The following is a 20635-nucleotide window of genomic DNA, read 5'->3' as shown; positions in this document are numbered from 1 at the left end:
CGTTGACGATCAGCTCTTGCGGAACACCACATGCGAAATGCGTTGCACCAGCAAGGCGGCCGCCAGCGCCGCGACGGCCGTGAGCCAGACGCCGATATGAATCGACTGCACGAGCGCGTCGCGCGCGGTGTCGATCAGCGCGAGCGTATTGAGCCCTGACGGCTTCATGTCGGCGATCAGCTTCAGGCGCGAGGCGTCGTCGATCAGAATGCGCAGGTCGACGAAACGCGGCTGCCATTGCGTCGCGGCGGGCTCACCGAGCACGCTGAGCGTACGCGTGACGACGTCGCGGTAATGATGCTGCACGACAGTCGCGACGATGCTCGTACCGAGCATGCCGCCCACCATGCGGGTGGATTGCAGCAACGCGGTCGTAATGCCGAAACGTTCGCGTCCGGCAATTTCCTGGCCGAACACATTCAGATTGTTGAGAATGAAGCCCAGGCCGATACCGACCGCCGCCATCGGCAATTCGATCCAGAGGTAGGGCGTATCCGGATTGGCAAAGGCCAGCCCGATCGACGCGAACAGCAGCAGCGCAAAGCCGATCGACAGAATCCGCGTGGGTTTCTTCATGTGAATCACGATGCGCGTGTTGAGCACGCTGCCGAGCGCAATGCACGCGGCGATCGGCGTGGCGAGCAGCCCGGCCTGTTGCGGCGACAAACCGAAGCCGCCCTGCAGCAGCAGCGGCGCGAAGAAAATCAGCGAGAACATCACGAAGCCGGACAGCATGCCGAGCGTGAACAGCGTGACGAGTTGTGCGTCCTTGAACAGGTCGAGCGGAATGATCGGATGCGTGGCGCGTTTTTCGCACACCAGCAAGGCAATCGCACCCGCGATCACGCAGGCGGCCAGCACCAGATTGCCGGCGGTGAGTCCGTGTTTCGGCACGGCTTCGATCAGAGCCTGCAGACCGCCCAGCACCGCGGCGACCAGCGCCGCGCCGAGCCAGTCGATCTTCACTTCGCCTTCGTGCGGGCGCTTGAAGCTGGGCAAATGCGCCCAGATGAAATAGAGCGCCGCCGCGCCGACCGGCAGGTTGATCAGGAACGTGGAACGCCAGCCCCAGTGTTCGCTCATCCAGCCGCCCAGCGACGGTCCCGCCGCCGTGCCGATGCCGTACGCGGCCGCCATCACCACTTGCCAGCGAACCCGCGCGCGCGGATCGGGGAACAGATCCGGGATCGACGCGAACGCGGTGCCGACCATCATGCCGCCGCCGACACCTTGCAGGCCGCGCGCGATCACGAGGAACAGCATGTCGTTCGCGACGCCGCACAGCACGGAGGCCACCGTGAACGTGATGACCGCCGCGATCACGAAGCGCTTGCGGCCGAAGTAGTCGCCGAGCCGCCCGAACACCGGCACCGTCACCACCGACGCCAGCAGATACGCGCTCGCGATCCACGCGTAGTACTCGAAACCATGCAGTTCGGCGACGATGGACGGCAACGCGGTACTGACGACGGTCTGGTCGAGCGCGACCAGCATGTTGACGAGGCCGATGCCGAGCATCGCGAACAAGGCGTTTCGGAAGGGCAGGGCAGCGGCGGTCGGATTCACGGATCGGGGCGATAAGGGCTTGTCGGGTCGACGCGGCGCGGCGGGACGCACGTCACGTCAGAGGGCTGACGAAGTAAGTCTTCTAGATGTCTGACCTCTGGAGTGGAGATTATACGGGTTATCCCTTACATGAAACTATTTGCCGCGAGCGACGAGGGCAAAAAATTGCCGCACCTGACGGCGCGGCATGGCGGGGAACGAGAAATAGCGCATGGCCTCTTCGTCGCACCAGATGGCGAACAATGCTTCGGCGTCGTGGAGACAAGGCGTAATACGTCGAGCAACCCTAAGCCCTCACCGGGTTGCTCGACGCAAGCATCAAACATCAACCATCAACCGCTGCCTGAAGCCTTAGCCCTTCGCCCACGCCGCCGCCGTCTCGACCGCGAAGTCCCGATACGACCTCGGCTGACGTCCCAGCAATGCCGCGAGCCGCTCGACCTCTGCCTTCGAGGCGGCCGCGCCGTCCTGCTGATAGCGGCTCATCATCAGACGCATGTCGTAAGCGAGCCAGGCGGGCGCCACTGCCTTCATACGTTGTTCGAGCACGTCGAGATCGTCGCCGCCGTAACGCACGCTACGTTGCAGCACGTCGGCCCAGATCGACACCAAGGTCTCGGCGTCGATCACATCCGGGCCGACGAGTTCGTAAGTTTCGCGCGGCAGACGATTCGCGGCCCGCTCGCGGCGCAGCAGTTCCGACGCGGCCACCTCGCCGATGTCGCGCACGTCGACCATCGAAATCCCCTTTGCGCCGATCGGCATGCCGTACACGCCGTGCGTGAGCAACGGTTCTTTCTGACGTACGTCGTTCTGGATGAAATACGCGGGACGCAGCACCGTCGCCGGAATATCGAGGTGCTCGATCATCCGCTCGACCGTGTGCTTGCCGGTGAAGTGCGGCACGTCCACATACTCCGCGCCCTTGAACACCGACAGATACACCACGCCCTTCACGCCGGCTTCGCGCGCCACGCTGAGCGCCTGCAGCGCTTGCGTCAATTCGTCCGGCGCGTTCGGCGCCAGCAGGAACAGCGTGCCGACGTCTTGCATCGCGCGCCGCAAGCCGTCCACGTCGGACAGGTCGCCTTGAACGGCGCTGACGCCGGCGGGGAATTGCGCTTTTTCCGGCGCGCGGGTCAGTGCGCGGACGTCGGCGCCGCTGCCGTTCAGATGTGCCAGAACCTGCTTGCCGATAACGCCTGTGCTGCCAGTAACGAGGATTGCCATGATGTGCTCCTTGGGTTGGAAGGGCTGCGATCAGCCCGTGAGACGAACAATAGTCGTTCCATAAGATCGCCGAAAGTGCAAGAATCCAGACACCTCGTCTCATATTTGGAACGATCATGGACTTGACCTCGCTGGCCGATTTCAACGCGGTGGCGCTGCATGGCGGATTCGGGCCGGCCAGCCGGGCGCTCGACCGCCCCAAGGCCACGCTGTCGCGGCGCGTGGCGGAACTGGAGGAACAGCTCGGCGTGCGCCTGATCGAGCGAGGCTCGCGCAGGTTGCGGCTCACCGAGGAAGGGCTCGTGCTGCACGAGCGCACGCGCGGGCTGATGACGGAGATTCAGGAGGCGGGCGAAAACGTCGCGTCGCGCGCGCCGGTGCCGCGCGGGCGCTTGCGCATCAGCGCGCCGATCGTGTTCGCGCATGTGACGCTAGGCCCGATCGCGACGCGTTTCGCGCTGGCCTATCCGCAGGTCGAACTGGAGGTGGTGGCGGAAGATCGCGTCGTCGATCCGGTGGAGGACGGCTATGACCTGGTGATCCGCATCAATCCGCCGAGCGACGAACAATTGGTGGGGCGACGCATTCTCGGTGATCAGTTGTGGCTGGTCGCGGCGCCGACGGTGTCGATCCCGTCGGCATCCGCGAGCGCTACCGCCGCCGAGGCCGCTCCCCTGCCGGTGCCCGCCGTCCTGTTCGCGGCGGCTTCGCGCACCGCGCTCTGGCGCGTGCGGGTGCAGGGTGACGAGGTGCGGACGTTCGCCCCCACGCCGGTGCTGCGGATGTCGTCGCTCCTGATGGTGCGAGACGCGGTGCTGAGCGGCGTGGGCGCGGCGCTTCTGCCGCGCCTGCTGGTGGAGCCTGATGTGCTGTCGGGACGGCTCGTCCGCTGGGGAGTCGACGACGGGCCGCCGGTCGAGGTCTGGGCGCTCTATCATTCGCGGCGACTGTTGAGCGCCAAGGTGCGGGCATTCATGAACCTGCTGCAGGACTTGCCGGGCCAGGAGAAAAAGTCTGGCTGATGGAACGTGCGTTCAATATTTAACTTGCGGCGTATCGGCCATTGACCTACGAGTCTTGGGAAGCCTGCGGTGCAATGAATTTTGGCAAGATACGCTCGCGAGTTTCGAGCCGCCTCACCCAGATGCGATTCGCCCAAAAACGTAAAATAAACGCCGATTCCAATCTCTCCATGCAACGACGCGGATTCATCAAGTCATTCGGCTTCCTCGCCTCCGGGCTGCTTTCGACCAACGGCACGCAGGCGGCCGGGACAGGTTCCCTCGCGCCGGTATCGGGCGACATCGCCAACCTCGCCGGCGTGACCAATAGCACCCACGCCGACGCCACCCACGTCACACGTCTCGCGCTCAGCCGCATCGACGCGCTCGATCGGCGTGGCCCACGGCTGCGCAGCATCATCGAACTGAATCCCGATGCGTTGCGGATCGCCGCCGCACTGGACAGCGAACGCCGTGCGGGCAAGCTGCGTGGCCCGCTGCACGGCATGCCGATCGTCATCAAGGACAACATCGCGACCGGCGACCGGATGGCAACCACGGCGGGTTCGCTCGCGCTCGACGGCATTCGCGCGACGCGCGACGCCGAACTCGTGCGCCGCTTGCGTGAAGCGGGCGCGGTGATCGTCGGCAAAACCAATCTGAGCGAATGGGCGAATATTCGCTCCACCCGCTCGACCAGCGGCTGGAGCGGACGCGGCGGCCTGACGCGCAATCCGTACGCACTGGATCGCACCACCAGCGGGTCGAGTTCCGGTTCTGCGGCCGCCGTCGCGGCGGGCATGACGACCATGGCGATCGGTACCGAGACCGACGGCTCGATCGTGTCGCCCGCGTCGATGTGCGGCGTGGTCGGTCTCAAGCCGACCGTGGGTCGCGTCAGCCGCGACGGCATCATCCCGATCTCGCACACGCAGGACACGCCCGGTCCGATCACGGCAACGGTTCGCGACGCGGCGCTACTGCTTTCGGCGATCGCAGGCGGCCCCGACCCGCGCGATCCGCGCACCCTGGCAGCCCCGGCGCCGGACGATTATTCGCGGGCCTTGCGCAAAGATGCGCTCAAAGGTGCGCGCCTCGGCGTGGCGCGGCAGTTCTTCACGGGACACGACGAAGTCGACCAGCAGATCGAACTGGCCATCGCGCAGTTGAAGCGGCTCGGCGCGGAAATCGTCGACCCGATCGACTTGCCGAAGGTCGACTACGGTAAGGAAGAACTGGCCGTGCTACTGCATGAATTCAAACACGATCTGCCGCTGTGGCTCGACACGTTCGCGCCGCACGCGCCGATTCATACGCTGGCCGATCTGATCGCTTTCGACAACGTGCGTCGTCGCGACGAGATGCCTTACTTCGGCCAGGAACTGTTCGACCAGGCGCAGGCACTGGGCGACCTGGACAGCGACGCGTATCGCACCGCGCTGGCAGCGTGCGGCAAGCAATCGCGCGACGAAGGACTCGATCGTGTGCTGCGTCAGCACGGGCTGGACGCGATCGTCGCGCCGACCGGCGGCACGGCATGGCTGACCGATTTCATCAACGGCGACAGCGACGGGGGCGGCGGATTTTCGACGCCGGCCGCCGTGGCCGGTTATCCGCATCTCACTGTGCCGGCCGGCCAGGTGCGCGGACTGCCGGTCGGGTTGTCGTTCGTCGGACCGGCGTGGAGCGAGGCACGTTTGCTGGCGCTTGGCTATGCGTACGAACAGGCCACCCAGTGGCGCAGGCCGCCGGGCTATCCGGCACACACGGCCACGCCGCTGCCCGTTTAGCATCTGGTATCGAGCGGCCGCTTGAACGGTGCGCGCGTCAATGCGCGGCATCGGCGCAAGGCCCGGGCATATTCTCGATCACCTGCGGTTGTTCGGCCCGCATCGCATCAGTTAAGATGAATCGGAGGGTAGACAGACACTAAAGAAGCTGAACCGCCATGGGGTCGCGATGTTTCTCATCGCGCGTCTCGCGTTTAGGGGGTCATGTTTTGCGCCACTTGCCAACGTCGATACGTCTCGCACCGTTTGCCCTGTGCTTCGTCGGCGCACACGCATTGTGCCTGCTGATGTTGCCGTCGCGCTCCACCCTGCTGAGCTATCCCTTTCTGATCGCCGCGCCGTCGCTCGCATTGGCGGCGTGCTGGTGGCGCGCCCGCGCCGAGGTCCACGCGTTACGCATGCCGTGGGTGCTGCTCGGTATTGGCCTGTTTCTGTGGATTCTCGGCATTGCGCTCAGCGCCTGGGAGGATATCTTCCAGCGGATGCCCGAGAGCTTCGCGTGGTTCTCCGACTTCAGCTATTTTCTCTACGCCGTGCCGATCCTCCTCGCGATCGCGTCGGTGTCGAACGGCCAGCGGATTCCGTTTTTCGTGTGGATGGACGGCATTCAGGCGGTCGTGACCGCTTACCTGGCGTACATCACGATCTTCTCCGTCGTGCCGTTTTCAGGGCATGCGCTCGCGCCGATCTCGGCGCCGGTGCTGGTGCTGACTTACGATATCGAGAACGGTTTGCTGGCCGTCGCGGCGACGCTGCGCCTGCTGGTTCAACCGCGCAACGCGGGTCGCCGGTTCTACGAGATTCTGTGCGGCTATCTGTGGGTCTATGCGCTCGTCGCCGCGCTGTACAACCACTGGGCCGCGGTTTCCGACGGCCACGCGCTGATGGACGTGATCGTCGACATTCCCTTCCTGCTGCTGAGCGTGGCATGCCTGACGCGTCCGGCCAACACCGCCGATGCCGACACGGCAGAATGGCAGCGACCGCTCGCGGTGATCATCGAAAACGTCAGCCCGATCTTCTACACATTGGCGCTGCTTGCGTTGAGCATCGTGCTGATGCGCGAGCACTTTTACGTCGGCACGGTCGGCATTTTTACCGCGCTGGTGGTGTACACGATCCGCACCACGACCTTGCAAAGCCGGCTGGTTCGAACCCAGCAGGAGTTGCGCGACGCGCGCGACCGCCTTGAAAAAATCGCGTTGACGGATGCCTTGACCAACGCGGCCAACCGCCGTTGTTTCGATCAGACGCTGGCGCTCGAATGGAGCCGCGCGGCGCGCACGCAGCGGCCGCTCGGCGTGCTGCTGATCGATATCGATTACTTCAAGAAGCTCAACGATCGCTACGGTCATCCGGTCGGCGACAAGTGCCTCGCGGCGGTGGCGGGCGCGTTGCAGGCGGCGCTGCCGCGCGGTGGCGATCTGCTGGCGCGCTATGGCGGCGAGGAGTTCGCCGCGATCCTGCCCGCCACCGACGAAGACGGCGCGCGACGCGTGGCCGCGAAAATGCTGAGCGCGATTCAGGCACTGCGGATTCGCAACGAGACGCCGCTGGGCGATTTCGTTACCGTCAGCATCGGCGTGGCGGTGTCGGAATCGGCGGGTGTGGGCTCCGCGCATCAGATCGTCGAAGCCGCGGACCAGGCGCTCTATCGTGCGAAAAACGCCGGGCGAAATCGTATCGAGGCCTTCGTGCCGCGCGATTATCAGGGGAGCGGCTCGATCTAGTAGCCATGGCGTCGACGTCGATGCGTTTCGACAGAGGGTTTGTCTCTAGACATATCGCTGTCACAGTTGCCGATAAACGGATTGAATGGCTGCCTTCAGCAAGGCCATGAAAATAACGATAACTCGAACCAGACTTCGTTCAATCCATCGACACCGACCCGAGGCGTGGGCATGCATCGATTCAGTTTCACGCAGAAACTCTGGCTGCCGCTCGTCGTCAGCCTGATCGCACTGCTTGCCGTGTCGGTCTCGGCAGCGTGGCTATCGCGTCAGACGCGCATTGAAGAACGCAAACACGATCTGGTGAATGTCGCGCACGTGGGCCTCAGTATCGTCAACGAATATGCGGCGCTGGCGCAAAGCGGCACGCTCAGCGAGGCCGACGCGCGCAAGCAGGCGCTCGAGCGCCTGCGCGGCATTCGTTATGGCGAAGACGGCTACTTCCTCGTGATCGATTCGACGCCGCGCATGGTCATGCATGCAATGAAGCCCGCGCTAAACGGCAAAGACCTGGCCGCTACCGCCGACGCCGACGGCCGCCATCACTACGTGACGTTCGCCACGGTCGCGCAGGCGCCGCAAGGCGGCTTCGTGGATTACGTGTTTCCGCATCCGCAAGACCCGCCGTCCGCCGCGGTCGGCAAGATCGGCTACGTAGTGCGTTACGCGCCGTGGGACTGGATCATCGCGACCGGCGCTTACGTGGACGATATCGATGCCGCGTTCAGGGAGTCGCTGTACTTCGTCGGCGGTGTGTTTGCGGCCGTCGCGCTGCTCCTGTCCGCGCTGGTGAGCCTCACCAATCGCAGCATTCAGCGCGCCATAGGCGGCGACCCGGTCTACGTGGCCGAAGTGGCTGGTGCGATCAGCAGCGGCAATCTGGTCGTGCCGATCCAGACCCGTCACGGCGACGAGTCGAGCCTGCTGCTCAACATGCAGCGCATGCGTGACGCGCTCGCGCATACGATCGGACAGATCAAGGGCGCGGCCGACAAAGTCGCGGTCGGCGCGCGCGAGATCGCGAGCGGCAATGCGGATTTGTCGGCGCGCACGGAGAGTCAGGCGGCGTCGCTGCAGGAAACCGCCGCGAGCATGGAACAGATGACCGCGATGGTCAGGCAGACGGCGGAGAACGCGCAGACCGCCAGCCGTCTCACGGCGAGCGCGGAACAGATCGTCAACCGTGGTGGCGAGATGGCGGCCGAGGCGGTGTCGACCATGCAGGAAATGTCGGCGGAGTCGCAGCGCATGGTCGAGATCATCGCCGTGATCGAAGGCATTGCATTTCAAACCAATATCCTCGCGCTCAACGCGGCGGTGGAGGCCGCTCGGGCCGGCGACGAAGGGCGTGGTTTCGCGGTGGTGGCCGGCGAAGTGCGCACGCTCGCGCAGCGCAGCGCCTCAGCCGCGAAAGAGATCCGCACGCTGATCAGCCGTGCGGCGGAAAAGGTCGAGAACGGTGCCGGGCTGGTCGGTAAAACCGGCGCGACGATTCACGACGCGCGCGAGGCGATCGCGAAAGTGTCGGGCGTCATGCGCGATATCGCCGCCGCGGCTGCCGAACAAAGCGCGGGCATCGATCAGGTGGGCGACGCCGTCACGCAGATGGATAGCGTGACGCAGCAAAATGCGGCGCTGGTCGAACAGGCGGCCGCCGTCGCGCAGACGCTCACCGAGCAGGCGAAACTGCTGCAGGTGTCGATCTCCACCTTTCATTTGCGCGATGGTTCGACTCATGTGGCCGTACCGCAGCCGTCGAATTTGCGCAGCGGCCGCCGGGATGCACGCGGCCTCGCTGCCGCGCTATGAATCGGCATTAAAGCGCTGGACATGTCTGCCTCTTTCATCGGATGAGCCGAATATAATCGGTCAGCCTTTGGAGGATCTCATGTGCGTCGCATTTCGACATCTTCAGTCAAAGTAGCGCTGCGTAAGCCCGTGTCGGTAACGCGGCGTGTCGCGTGGTTTCGTTATGTGGTTGTGCGCGCATGCATCGGCGTGATTGGTCTGGCGCCTGCCCTGCATCACGCGATGGCGGCGGACAACGGCGCCGTCACGCTGTACGGCGTGCTCGACACCAGCGTTGAAATCACCAATCCGGGCTCGGGATGGACCCCACGTCTCGACTCGGGCGCTTATCGCGGCTCGCGAATCGGCTTGCGCGGCGCCGAGCCGATCGGCGCCGATACCTATGTGGTGTTCGCGCTGGAAAACGGCTTCAGCACCACCGACGGCACGTTGCAAACGCCGGGGGTCATATTCAACCGCCAGGCATGGATCGGCTCACGAGGCAATTGGGGCGAAGTGCGCTTCGGCCGCCAGTATTCGCCGATCTATATCCCGTTCAAAGGCGATCTCGACGCGTTCGGCGCCGGCACGATCGCGTCGGGGCTCAACAACCTGTCGAAGATCACGCCCTATACGAATAACGCGATTACGTATCTGTCGCCGCAGGTCGGCGGCTTCGACGCGACCGTCATGATGGTCGTGCGCGATGCGTCGGAGAGCGATGGTAACGGCGTCGACGGTTACTACGTGACAGCCGGCTACCGGATCGGCGACTTCAAGCTGCTGTTCGCGCGTCAGCAGACCCATGGCGCCGCTGCCTTGCGCGCCAATCTCGGCGGCGCGAGTTATGCGATGGACAAGGTCCGTGTGTGGCTGTCGTTTTTCAACGGCGATGGCGGCTCGCCGCTGTATCACGGCGCGGGCGGCGCGCTGTCGGCGCAATACAGCTTGTCCGCTTACGCGCGTGCTTCGCTGGGCTATGCGCACGTGCGCGATTTCACGGGCGAAGGCGCGAGCGCCGATCAGTTCAGCGCCTCGTTCGAATACGACTTGTCGCGCACGCTGCTGTTTTATTTCACCGCCGCGTACCTCGCGAATCACGACGATGCCAGCTTTACGCTACGTGGCGTCAACGTGACCGGCTTGCCGGTTGCGTATCCCGGCGCGCCGGTCAAAGGCGTGCAGCTCGGTTTGGTGCAGCGGTTCTGAGCGGCGCGAAAGCGCCAGCGTTCTTCTATTGCCTGTCTCGCGGCGCAGCGCACTCAATGCGCCGCATGGGCATGCTGTCGCAATTCACCGGGGATAAACACATGCTCCAGGCCGCCCCCATCTAGCCACTCGCGCGTTTTGCCGGCAGCGCGATCGATCAGACGATCGCATTGCGTGTAATCGTAGGGAGAGATTTCGAGCGGGCAGAGCGGCGGTACGACGAAGATGTCGGCGCGCGTCGAGTAAAACTCCAGATCGCGAAGGAGTTGCCGCGCAATGACCAGCGTGAGCGCGTGCATGGCCTGGCCAATCGCGCTAGAGGGCGGCGCGTGCAACGCGCACGCAAAGCCGGCCGGCAGCACGACGATGCGGGTTGCGCCGAGACCGATCGCGACTGAAATGGGCGTGTTGTTGGCGACGCCGCCGTCGACCAGATCCACACCGTCGATCCGCACCGGCGGAAACACGCCGGGAATCGCCGCGCTGGCAAGCACCGCTTCGACCACCGGGCCGGACGAGAGGACGACTTCGTTGCCCGACAGTACCTCGGTCGCGACGATATGCAGCGGCAAGGCCGCCTGCTCGATGCGGGCGTAGCGCAGGTTTTTTTCCAGCAACGCGCGCAGTGCCTTGGCTTCCACCAGATGCGGACGTCGCCGCAGCAGAATGTCGAGTAGCCCGAGCATCGAAAACGGCATGATGTCCTGGCGGCGGATGCGGCACCAGAGCGCTTCCAGTTCCGCGACGCCTTCGCCATTCGGCGTACCGGCGAAATAGGCGGCGTTGATCGCGCCCGCGGAGGCACCCACGACGCAACCGGGACGTTCGCCGCGATTCAGCAATTCCCGCAGCATGCCGACTTCGATCGCACCGAGACTACCGCCGCCCGCGAACACGAACGCGGTCAGCGGCGCGCGCTTCGTGCTTGCGGGCAGATCGGACTGCGTGGCTTGAATCGATGACATGACGGTCTCCACGACACGCCGGGCGCCTCACCAACGCAACAGGCGCGGCCCCAGCAATGCACCGATGAGCGTCGGCACCAGCATGCCCAGCAGGTACCACGCGCCCCAGAACGGAATCCCCATCTCGGGACAATGCAGACAATAGGCGAGCGTGGCGGTCGAGCCGGCCAGCAGCCCGCCCGCCGCGCCGGCCAGCGCGAGGCGGGTCGGCGCGAGTCCCTTGAGCGCCCAGAAAATGGCGATGAAGCCTGGCACCGACAGCATCGTGATATTGAACGGGCAGACGCGCCATGTCTTGCCGAGCACCAGCGCGAGCCGTGCGTCGGGCGACGCGGACATCACCACATACAGTCCCGCCAGCCAGACCACGGCCACCGGCACGGCGACCAGCAGACGGCCGCTCGCGCTCAGGGCGGTGCCGGGCCGGGCGAGCCGGGTGGATAGTTGCAGCGCGCCGAGCATCAGGCACAGCGGTAACGCGATCTTCGCCCAGAAGATCGGCGTGGCCGCCACTTCCGCCAGATCGCGGCGCACGCCGAGCAGCACCGCGACGAGCAGCGTCGCGCCGACCGCGCCGACCAGCATGGCGAGGCTGAAGCGCCTGGCGAGCAGGTGCCGGTCGACCGGCGCGGCGCCCGTTGCAAGCAGGGAAATCAAGTCGTCCGTTTTCATCGCGTTCCTCGAATCTTTGCAGCCAGCGCCTTGAGCCCACGGTGCACGCCGATTTTCACCGCCGATTCCGACAGGCCCGTCATCTGCGCGGTCTCCGACACGGAGAGCCCTTCTAGCTTGACGTGCACGATCGGCAGCCGCTGACGGTCGGGCAGCTGTTCGAGCAGCTTGCCGAGATCGCGTCTGGCCTGCGCCGGTTCCAGATCGGGCGCGGCCAGCAATTCGCCGGCGTCGTCGAGCGGATCGTTTAGCGCGTCGTAACGCGAGCGCGCCCGAAAGTAATCCGTCAGCTTGTAACGCGCGATCGCGTGAACCCAGGCGGTGAGCGGTTCCTCGGGCCGGTAGGTATGCCGCGCGTTGTGCACCGCCAGCAGCACTTCCTGCACGAGATCTTCAATATCGCCCGGCTGGCTATGCAAACGCCTCCTCAGAAATCCGCGCAAGTGCGTGCTCAACTCCGACAGGAACCGCCGATACGCCGCTGCGTCGCCATCCATGCCTTTGAGAAGCAGCGCCTGCAGGTGCTTCTCCTTGATTTGCAACGTCGCGTCATCGTTAGTTCGATCCATCGGTCGCTCTGGTTACACAAAGAGTGAAATTTATTTTGTGCAGATTTTACGCTGCCGCACGCAGGGACCCAAACCGCCGCGCAACGCAATCGGCGTGGCATGCGCAAAATTTTTTTCGCTGCCGTGTAACCGCACGGCGTGTCGCGGCGAATTAGCTCACAGACCGAACGCTGGGATCGCTTCAATACGCTGCACCGTGATTCCGGCCGGGTCGCAAGAAGCTGCAAAAATTTTTTCTCGTTGCTGTAACCGGTTGTCGAAAGTCGTCGAATTACCTTCCAGCAAACGCAAGCGAATCCGGCACCGCCTGAACCGCTGCGCTGCTACTTGACCTGAAACGAAGTCTCTTGAGGAACTCATCATGAACAACCTTAAACTCGCTGCCGCCGCTCTCGCCCTCGCTTCGCTCGCTAGCGGCGCTTTCGCTCAAACCCAACCGGCCGCAGGCGGCGCGATGGAGAAATGCTACGGCGTGGCGATGGCCGGCCACAACGATTGCAAGGCCGGCGCCGGCACGACGTGCGCGGGCACCTCGAAGATGGACTATCAGGGCAATTCGTGGAAGAACGTGCCGGCCGGCACCTGCACGACGATCAAGACGCCGCACGGCACGGGTTCGCTCTCGCCGATGGCATCGTAATTCGCCGCGCCGCTCGCCGATCATGAAGACGCTAACCCACATGGGCGCCGGTTTGGGCCTCAAGCCCGACCACTACGCGCAGGCCCACGACTGCAACGCGGACGGTCTGTGGTTCGAGGTTCATCCCGAGAACTACATGGTCGACGGCGGCCCACGCCTCGCGTGGCTGGACGCAATTCGCAGCCGTCATCCGCTGTCGTTGCATGGTGTGTCGTTGTCGCTGGCGGCGGATAGTGCGCCCGACGCGGTTCATCTGCAAAGACTGCGGGCGTTGGCGGATCGCGTCGAGCCCGCGCTGGTGTCGGAGCATCTCGCGTGGTCTACGTGGCGCGGCGCGTATCACCCCGATCTGCTGCCGTTCCCGCGCACCCGCGAAGCGCTCGTGCGCATTGCGGACAACATCGCCCGAACTCAGGATGCGCTGGCGCGGCGCATCGCGATTGAAAACCCCACGCACTATCTTCGGCTCGACGGTCATGACATGGACGAGCTGACGTTTCTCGGCGAACTGTGCCGCACGACAGGGTGCGGTTTGCTGCTCGACGTGAACAACGTCTATATCAGCGCACACAACGTGGGCTTCGACGCGGCGTCGTATCTCGACGCGGTGCCGGCAGAGGCGGTGATGGAAATTCATCTGGCCGGACATAGTCGCGATGCTCACGCTGCCGCCACGCTCCTGATCGACTCGCACGATGCGCCAGTCGCGGACGACGTCTGGTCTTTATACGGTTACCTTATCGAACGGATCGGCGCGAGACCCACGCTGATAGAACGCGACGATCACATTCCGCCGTTCGACGATCTGCTGACGGAACGCGCCATCGCTCAACGCAGGTTGGCGAGTACGGAGGCGCTGGCATGAACCGCTCGCTCAGCCACTTCCAGGATGCATTCGCGGGCGCGCTGTACGACGCCGACGCGGCGTCGCCCTTGCTCGCTTCGCTGCTCGCGCAACCCGGTTTCGCGGTGTATCGCAACAACGTGGTGAAGGCCTGCATCGACGCATTGCAGGCAAATTTTCCGAGCGTCGAGCGGCTGGTCGGCACAGACTGGTTTCGCGCCGCCGCCGCGATCTACGTGCGCCGGCAAGCGCCTTCGGAGGCGCGGCTGCTGCACTACGGTCACGATTTCCCCACGTTTCTGGACGGTTTCGAACCGGCCCGCGAACTGCCTTATCTGGCGAACGTCGCGCGGCTCGACCGCCTGTGGACCGAAACGCACGCGGCGGCGGATCAACCCGGCATCGACGTCCTCGCATTGGCCTCTCTTGCGCCGGAAGCACTCGGACGGCTGACGCTGCCGTTGCGCGCCGCCGTGCGCTGGCACTGGTTCGCCAACCAGCCGGCCTACACGATCTGGCGTTGCAATCGCGAAGCGGTCGACTTGCCGCTTGAACTCGACTGGTCAGGCGAAGGCGCATTGCTCACGCGGCCCGAAGGCGCGGTGCTGTGGTGGCCGCTTGGGCCGGGCGGCTGCGCGTTTCTCGACGCATGTGCCGCATCGCAAACACTCGACGCCGCCGCGCAGCACGCGCTCGACGCGCAGCCCTCGCTCGATTTCATGCAACTTCTCGGCGACCTGATCGCGGCGGGCGCATTCGCCGCGATCGACGTTGCCATTCACTGAACACGTTGACCGACACGGAGATTCACATGGAAGCCATCCAGAACACGGCGCCCGGCGCGCACCACACGTTGCGCGGACGCTGGAACGCGCTGGCCGCAAAGCTGCAGGCGTTGATCGACGACTCGCTGTTGTCGCTGGTAGCGCGTTTCGCGATTGCCGCGATCTTCTTCATGTCGGGGCGCACCAAGGTGAGCGGCATTCTCACGTTGACGCCGAGCACGTACGAACTGTTTCGCACCGAATACAAGCTGCCGCTCGTGCCGCCGGAGATCGCCGCGCATATTGCCGCGTATTCGGAGCATCTTTTTCCGTTGCTGCTGGTGCTGGGTCTGTTCTCGCGTTTCTCCGCGTTCGCGCTGCTCGGCATGACGACCGTGATCGAGGTCTTCGTCTATCCGGACGCATGGCCGACGCATCTTTCGTGGGCCGGCTTGCTGCTGGTGATCATCGGGCGCGGTGCGGGGGCGTTCTCGCTGGACCGTAAGTTCGGCATCCGTTAGTGCCTGCCCTCGCGTTTTACATTTATTGACAGCCGCTCATTATTCGTAGCAAAGACGCGCAATAGCGGCTGCGAAAATCCATTCGCCGTTTCCCAATAGGCCGCCCGGTGACTATTGGCATTGGCCGAAGAAGCGTCGCGGAATAAAAAAGGCCGACACAGAGTGTCGGCCTAAAGACTCTGGCGTCCGAGGATTGCATGCCAGAACCTGAGAGACGATTGCCGGTCAATTTTACGATTGACGCAGCGCAATACAGTATTTGTTGCGCTATCTCGAGGCCTAGCGGGCGCTTGCGAGAGTTCGTAACAAACTGGCCGTCCGACTGGACCGCCGCGGTAGGCGATATATTAAACCAAAACTTAGTCGTTCAAGCATAAAGCCGATCATAAATTTTGTCGGTCAGAGCACTCGCAATTGAGTGTGGGGAAATCCTGATAAGACTGTAAGGATTTCCTGAGCCCATTCACTCGGTACTCAGATGATGCCGGATCGCATAGCGAATCAGTTCTGAATTATTGCTGAGTCCGAGCTTTTGCATCAGGCGCATTTTGTGAGTGCTGATGGTTTTGGCGCTGAGTGCGAAGGTTTCGGCAATGTCGTTAATGCTCTTTCCGGCGGCCAACGCTTGCAGTACTTGGAATTCGCGGTCGGACAGAATGGCGTGCGGCGGAGTTTCGCCGGTGTGCGTGCCGAAGATCATCGAATCCACCAGTTTCGGATCGATAAAGCGGCCGCCTTCGGCGAGCTTGCGAATCGCGGTCAGCAGCACCTCAGGGTCGCTGTCTTTCGTGAGGTAGCCGGTGGCGCCCGCGCGCAATGCGCGCGACACGACCTGGGCCTCGTTGTGAATGCTCAGCACCAGCACCGGCAGGCTCGTGTACTCGGCCCGCACGCGCCGGATCAGATCGATACCGCTGATGCCCGGCATCGTCATGTCGAGCAGCAGCAGATCGGGACAGCCGGCGCGCAGTTTATCGAGCACTTCCGCCCCATCGGCGGCTTCGTCCGCGACGATCATGTCGGCGGTGGTCGCGATGATTTGCTTCAAACCGCCTCGCACGATCGCGTGGTCGTCTGCAATGAGAATCCTGATCATGGGTGGTTCCGGTTCGTCAGCGGGATGTGAATCGAGACGGTCGTGCCCGCGCCCGGCGCGCTCTCGATCTGCAACGTGGCGCCGATCAGCCGCGCACGCTCGCTCATACCCAGCAGACCGTAGGAGTAGCGGCGGCGCGCGGCGGCCGGGTCGAAGCCGCAGCCGTCGTCGCCGATCTGGAGGGTTAAGGCGTCGTCACCGCCGCTAAGCGTCACGTCGACGCGCGAGGCCCGCGCGTGGCGCGCGATGTTGGTCAACGAAGCCTGCACGATTCGGAACACGGCGGTGGCATGGGCGTCCGGCAGTACCGGTTCGCCGCCGTGAATCGCCAGCTTGCATGGCAGTTGGTTGCGCCGCACGAAGTCTTCGACCAGCCATTCGAGCGCCGACACGACGCCGAAGTTGAGCGCGGCCGGCCGGAGGTGGCTGGCGACATTGCGCACCATCCAGATGGTCTTTTCGACGAGCTCGCGCATGTCGTCGGTCTTGCGGGCCGCTTCCGAATCGCTGACGAGGCGCATGCGCAGTAACGACACGTCCATTTTCAGCGCGGTCAGCAACTGGCCCAGTTCGTCGTGAATTTCCATCGCAATCCGTTTGCGTTCTTCTTCGCGCACCGCTTCCATATACGCCGACAATTCCCGCAGCCGTTCGCGCGATTCGAGCAGTTCCTGTTCGACGCGCTTGCGTTCGGTGATGTCCTGAATCGTGCCGACCAGCGTGAGCGGCTGCCCGAGTCCACCGCTCGAGCATTCCACGTGCAGTTGCACGATGCGCGGCTCGCCGCCGCTGCCGCTCAGACGGCAATCGAGAAACTGCGGCTCCCGGCCGGCGATCACCGCATGCACCGCATGTCGCACCGCGGCGCGATCGTCCGGATACAGGGCGGCGCGCAGCGTGCGCAGGTTCGGACGCACGCCGTTCGGTTCGAGACCGAGAATCCGGTACATCTCGTACGACCAGTGGGTCGTGCCGTCGCTGACGTTCCATTCCCAGTCGCCGAGTTTGGCGAGCCGTTGCGCGTTCGCGAGACTCGCTTCGCTCGCACGCAGCATTTCTTCCGCCTGCTTGCGCGCGGTGACGTCGTTGAAGCCGACGTAGATCGCGGGCGCGTCGTCGAAGGTGGCCATACGGGCGGTGGCGACCGCCCAGAAGCTGGCGCCCGTCGAATCCTTGAACTGGATTTCGGCGTTGGTGAAGCCGCCTTCGGCGCGCATCAAGGCGATCGTGCGGTCGCGCTCGGTCGGGTCGACGTAAAAATCGCCGATGTAGGTGACGCCGCGCCATGCCTTGTCGAGTGCGAACAGCCAGCGAAATGGCGCGTTCATATACAGCACGCGGCCGTCGTGCATGGACGTGATGCACAGCGGCACCGGGCTGGTTTCGACGATCGTGCGAAAGCGCGTTTCGCTCGACACGAGCTTGGTTTCGGTCCGTTTGCGTTCGTCGATTTCGCTCAGCAGGTTGGCGTTCGCGCGGGCCAACTGGCTGGTCCGCTCGGCGACGCGGATTTCGAGTTCGTCGCGCACGCGCGATAACGCAGCCTGTTCCTCGCGGTGCGCCGCGACCTCGTTCGAGAGCCGTACGTTCTGCGTGCGCAACTGCTTGTGCAGCGCGCGCAATGCAAGGTGCGTGCGGATTCGCGCCAGCATTTCGGCAATCTGGAACGGCTTGGTCACATAGTCGATGCCGCCGGCCGAAAAGCCTTCCACGAGGTCGTCGGGTTCGCCCAGCGAGGTCATGAAGATCACCGGAATCTCGCGAGTCTGGTCTTCGCGCTTGAGACGGCGACAGGTTTCGAAGCCGTCGATGCCCGGCATCTTCACGTCGAGCAGAATCAGATCGGGCTGCGAAAAATGCGCGCGTTCGAGGGCTTCCTCGCCGTCCAACGCGATCAGTACGCGAAAGCCCTCGTCTTCGAGACTGTCGACCACCACGCCGATGTTGATCGGCGCGTCGTCCACGACCAGGATGGTGGCCGGCTGCGCCGGGTTTGCGTTTCCGCTTGCGTTCGCGTTTGCGTTCATGAAGCGCGCCTCCGGTCGAGATGGCCCTCGACGAGCAGCAGAATCGCTTTCGACTGATAGTCCTTCACCAGCCCGCGCAGTTGAGCCGCGAAGGGCAGGTTGCGCGCGTCGAGCGCCGTCATCCGGTCGGCCCACGCGGCGATCGCGCGCATGTCGCCGAGACGGGCCAGCCGGTGCAGATTTTCCATTTCGGCGGTCGACAAGGCGGGCGAGGGTTCCGGCGGCGGCTCGACCGGCATGGCGTCCGTGGGCGGCGCGCGGCGCCATTCCAGCGCGAGCAGATCGGCAAGATGCGCCTGCAACCGGTCGAATTCGACCGGCTTCGGCAGAAACGCGTTCGCGCCCGCATGCAGGCAGCGTTTCTCGCCGCTCCACGACGGATTCGCCGACATCGCGATGATCGGCATGTCATGGCAGCCGGGCAGACGCCGCAAGCGGCGGGTCGTTTCGAAGCCGTCCATGTCGGGCATCAGGATGTCCGTCATGACGAGCGACGGCGGTTCCTGGCGCGCCATCGCAATGCCTTCGCGGCCGCCGGCGGCCTTGCACACGTCGAACCCCAACTGCTGCAGAAACTCGCTCACGAACGCGCGATTGACGGGTTCATCGTCGATCACCAGCACGGAGCGGCGCGGGCCCGCATAGCCGATCACACGCTGCGACGAGGTAGCCGGCGCGGCACTGCGTGCCTCGGCGGAGTCGATCGTGGCGGCCGCCAGATCGAACCAGAACGTGCTGCCATGGCCGGGCTCGCTGTCGGCGCGGATTTCGCCGCCCATCGCGCGCACCAGTTGCTGGCTGATCGCAAGGCCAAGACCAACGCCGCCGGCGCGCCGGGCGGCGCTGCCGGCCTGCTCGAACGGCTCGAAAATGCTGCTCAGTTTGGCCGGCGAAATACCGATGCCGGTGTCGAGCACGCGGAAACGCACCGCGCCGGAAGGCGCCCGCTCCACGTTGAGGCTGACCTGTCCCGCGTCCGTGAAGCGCAGCGCATTCGCGAGCAGGTTCAGCAGCACCTGCCGCAAGCGCTGTTCGTCGGCGCGAACCGCGCAGGCCAGACCGGGCGCGATGTCGCAGGTGAAGCTCAGGCGCTTCTGCTCCGCCCTTACGCCGATAATTTCGCGGATCGTGTCGAGCACCCTCGGCAGCGGCACGTCGGTCATTTCAATGCGCAGCTTGCCGGCCTCGATGCGCGCGAAGTCGAGCGTGTCGTCGATCAGCGCCAGCAGATGTTCGCCGCTGCGGTGAATGGCTTCGACCGCGTGGCGCTGGCGTTCGCTCTGGCTGCCGTCGCGTAGCAAAATCTGCGTATAACCGAGAATGCCGTTCAGCGGCGTACGCAGTTCGTGGCTCATGTTCGCGAGAAACGCGCTCTTGGCCCGATTGGCCGCCTCGGCCAGATGCCGCGCCTCGCGTTGCGCGGCGGCGTCGCGTTCCACCAGATACGCCTCGTGCAGCCGCGGCCCCATGTTGTTGAACGCGGTGACCACACGGTCGAGTTCGTCGGGCCAGCGCGGCTGTGGGCGCGGCAGGGCGAACGGCTGGTGCGCCGAGCGAAAATCGTACTGACCGACCTGCCGCGCAATCGTGGCGAGATGGCGGGTCACGAGACGCGAGATGATGTAAATGGTGAACAGCGCGACGACAAACGTGTACGCCGCCTGGCTCACGAGAATCACCAGCGCGGTTTGCGTGAGCGCGTGATACAGGTTGTCGAGCGTCGCCTGCACGTACAGGCTGCCGATTTTCTGCTGCACGCCGTGAATCCGGTAAAAGATCGGAAATTCGCGGGCGATCACGGCGCCGCTTGCGGGCGTGCCGGCCGTCACCACCAGCGGGGCGGCGCTCGAACCGGTTTCGCGTACTTCGGCGGCACGCATGTCGGCGAGCCGCAAAATCCCGTTCAGCTGCAATTGAAGTTCGGTGCGGTTCAGTTGCCACAGCGCTTCGCCAAGACTGTCGCGATTGCTTCGGTCGATATCGGCCAGACGGGTCTCGATCGCGTCGACGCCGCGGCCGTAGTCGCGGTAGAGCTGGAGCGCGGTCAGCATCAAGGTGACAGCGCAACTGAACAGCAGCACGATGGCTAGCAGTCGCAGCACGACGCTATGCCGGAGCCGGCCGGTCGAGGCCAGGAGAGAACTCAAGCTATTGACCACCATGATTCCCCGCAGGTGCTGTGATTCTTGTGTTTGTATTTTGCACTTGCAGGCAAATTGCGGT

General features: G+C 64.3%; 18 protein-coding genes. 9 read left to right on the top strand and 9 right to left on the bottom strand.

Features of this window, described 5'->3' with window-relative positions; translation table 11 throughout:
• Positions 1-9: 9 nt before the first annotated feature.
• Both BX591_RS11110 and BX591_RS11100 read right to left on the bottom strand, forming a co-directional pair.
• Positions 10-1518, bottom strand: a complete 1509-nt coding sequence (locus BX591_RS11110; RefSeq protein ID WP_111931529.1) for an MFS transporter — start codon at positions 1516-1518, stop codon at positions 10-12.
• 399 nt (positions 1519-1917) lie between these two features.
• A complete protein-coding gene (locus BX591_RS11100; RefSeq protein WP_111931166.1) occupies positions 1918-2796 on the bottom strand; it encodes an SDR family oxidoreductase in 879 nt (292 codons plus the stop codon).
• 116 nt (positions 2797-2912) lie between these two features.
• Here BX591_RS11100 and BX591_RS11095 point away from each other — a divergent pair, with 116 nt between their 5' ends.
• From BX591_RS11095 to BX591_RS11075, 5 genes are all read left to right on the top strand, one after another.
• A complete protein-coding gene (locus tag BX591_RS11095) occupies positions 2913-3818 on the top strand; it encodes a LysR family transcriptional regulator (protein ID WP_111931164.1) in 906 nt (301 codons plus the stop codon).
• 170 nt (positions 3819-3988) lie between these two features.
• On the top strand, positions 3989-5587 hold the full coding sequence (locus tag BX591_RS11090; protein WP_111931162.1) for an amidase: 1599 nt from the start codon (positions 3989-3991) through the stop codon (positions 5585-5587).
• A gap of 218 nt (positions 5588-5805) precedes the next feature.
• Entirely contained in the window at positions 5806-7317 is a 1512-nt protein-coding gene (locus BX591_RS11085) for a GGDEF domain-containing protein (RefSeq protein WP_167444528.1), read from the top strand.
• A gap of 171 nt (positions 7318-7488) precedes the next feature.
• Positions 7489-9126 carry a methyl-accepting chemotaxis protein gene (locus BX591_RS11080; RefSeq protein ID WP_111931158.1) on the top strand — a complete coding sequence of 546 codons (1638 nt, stop codon included), beginning with the start codon at positions 7489-7491 and terminating at the stop codon, positions 9124-9126.
• Between the two features lie 222 nt (positions 9127-9348).
• Positions 9349-10314, top strand: a complete 966-nt coding sequence (locus tag BX591_RS11075; RefSeq protein WP_111931523.1) for a porin — start codon at positions 9349-9351, stop codon at positions 10312-10314.
• A gap of 53 nt (positions 10315-10367) precedes the next feature.
• Here BX591_RS11075 and BX591_RS11070 read toward each other — a convergent pair whose 3' ends face one another.
• The 4 genes from BX591_RS11070 to BX591_RS36440 form a co-directional block, all read right to left on the bottom strand.
• The gene (locus BX591_RS11070) at positions 10368-11279 is read right to left on the bottom strand and encodes a patatin-like phospholipase family protein (protein WP_111931156.1); all 912 of its coding nucleotides are present in this window, start codon (positions 11277-11279) and stop codon (positions 10368-10370) included.
• A 27-nt stretch (positions 11280-11306) separates the two neighbouring features.
• Positions 11307-11951 carry a DUF1109 domain-containing protein gene (locus BX591_RS11065; protein WP_111931154.1) on the bottom strand — a complete coding sequence of 215 codons (645 nt, stop codon included), beginning with the start codon at positions 11949-11951 and terminating at the stop codon, positions 11307-11309.
• Positions 11948-12520 (bottom strand): sigma-70 family RNA polymerase sigma factor, encoded by a 573-nt coding sequence (locus BX591_RS11060; RefSeq protein ID WP_111931152.1) that lies wholly within the window; start codon positions 12518-12520, stop codon positions 11948-11950. Before BX591_RS11060 ends, BX591_RS11065 begins: the two co-directional genes overlap by 4 nt.
• A 156-nt stretch (positions 12521-12676) precedes the next feature.
• Positions 12677-12883, bottom strand: a complete 207-nt coding sequence (locus BX591_RS36440; RefSeq protein ID WP_167444527.1) for a hypothetical protein — start codon at positions 12881-12883, stop codon at positions 12677-12679.
• Between BX591_RS36440 and BX591_RS11055 the strand changes: the two genes are divergently transcribed.
• Genes BX591_RS11055 through BX591_RS11040 form a run of 4 tightly spaced genes read left to right on the top strand, consistent with a single transcriptional unit; the run spans position 12882 to position 15289 of the window.
• Complete coding sequence (locus tag BX591_RS11055) at positions 12882-13160, top strand: BufA1 family periplasmic bufferin-type metallophore (protein WP_111931150.1); 279 nt, start codon at positions 12882-12884, stop codon at positions 13158-13160. The genes BX591_RS36440 and BX591_RS11055 overlap by 2 nt on opposite strands.
• 22 nt (positions 13161-13182) lie before the next feature.
• Entirely contained in the window at positions 13183-14025 is an 843-nt protein-coding gene (bufB, locus tag BX591_RS11050) for an MNIO family bufferin maturase (protein ID WP_111931148.1), read from the top strand.
• Positions 14022-14789, top strand: coding sequence for an HvfC/BufC N-terminal domain-containing protein (locus tag BX591_RS11045; RefSeq protein ID WP_111931146.1), 768 nt, complete (start codon positions 14022-14024; stop codon positions 14787-14789). The genes bufB and BX591_RS11045 overlap by 4 nt, the downstream gene beginning before the upstream one ends.
• Before the next feature lie 26 nt (positions 14790-14815).
• The gene (locus BX591_RS11040) at positions 14816-15289 is read left to right on the top strand and encodes a DoxX family protein (protein WP_111931144.1); all 474 of its coding nucleotides are present in this window, start codon (positions 14816-14818) and stop codon (positions 15287-15289) included.
• Positions 15290-15752: 463 nt separating this feature from the next.
• Here BX591_RS11040 and BX591_RS11035 read toward each other — a convergent pair whose 3' ends face one another.
• From BX591_RS11035 to BX591_RS11025, 3 genes are read right to left on the bottom strand one after another with little or no spacing between them, the layout of a single operon-like run.
• The gene (locus tag BX591_RS11035; RefSeq protein ID WP_111931142.1) at positions 15753-16385 is read right to left on the bottom strand and encodes a response regulator; all 633 of its coding nucleotides are present in this window, start codon (positions 16383-16385) and stop codon (positions 15753-15755) included.
• A complete protein-coding gene (locus tag BX591_RS11030) occupies positions 16382-18412 on the bottom strand; it encodes a hybrid sensor histidine kinase/response regulator (RefSeq protein WP_111931140.1) in 2031 nt (676 codons plus the stop codon). The genes BX591_RS11035 and BX591_RS11030 overlap by 4 nt, the downstream gene beginning before the upstream one ends.
• A complete protein-coding gene (locus BX591_RS11025) occupies positions 18409-20559 on the bottom strand; it encodes an ATP-binding protein (protein ID WP_338068891.1) in 2151 nt (716 codons plus the stop codon). The genes BX591_RS11030 and BX591_RS11025 overlap by 4 nt, the downstream gene beginning before the upstream one ends.
• Positions 20560-20635: the final 76 nt, after the last annotated feature.

Source organism: Paraburkholderia bryophila, from assembly GCF_003269035.1.
In the GTDB taxonomy this organism is placed as follows: Bacteria; Pseudomonadota; Gammaproteobacteria; order Burkholderiales; family Burkholderiaceae; genus Paraburkholderia; species Paraburkholderia bryophila.
Note: the sequence above shows the minus strand (reverse complement) of the source record. Positions and strands in the feature narration are given on the sequence as shown.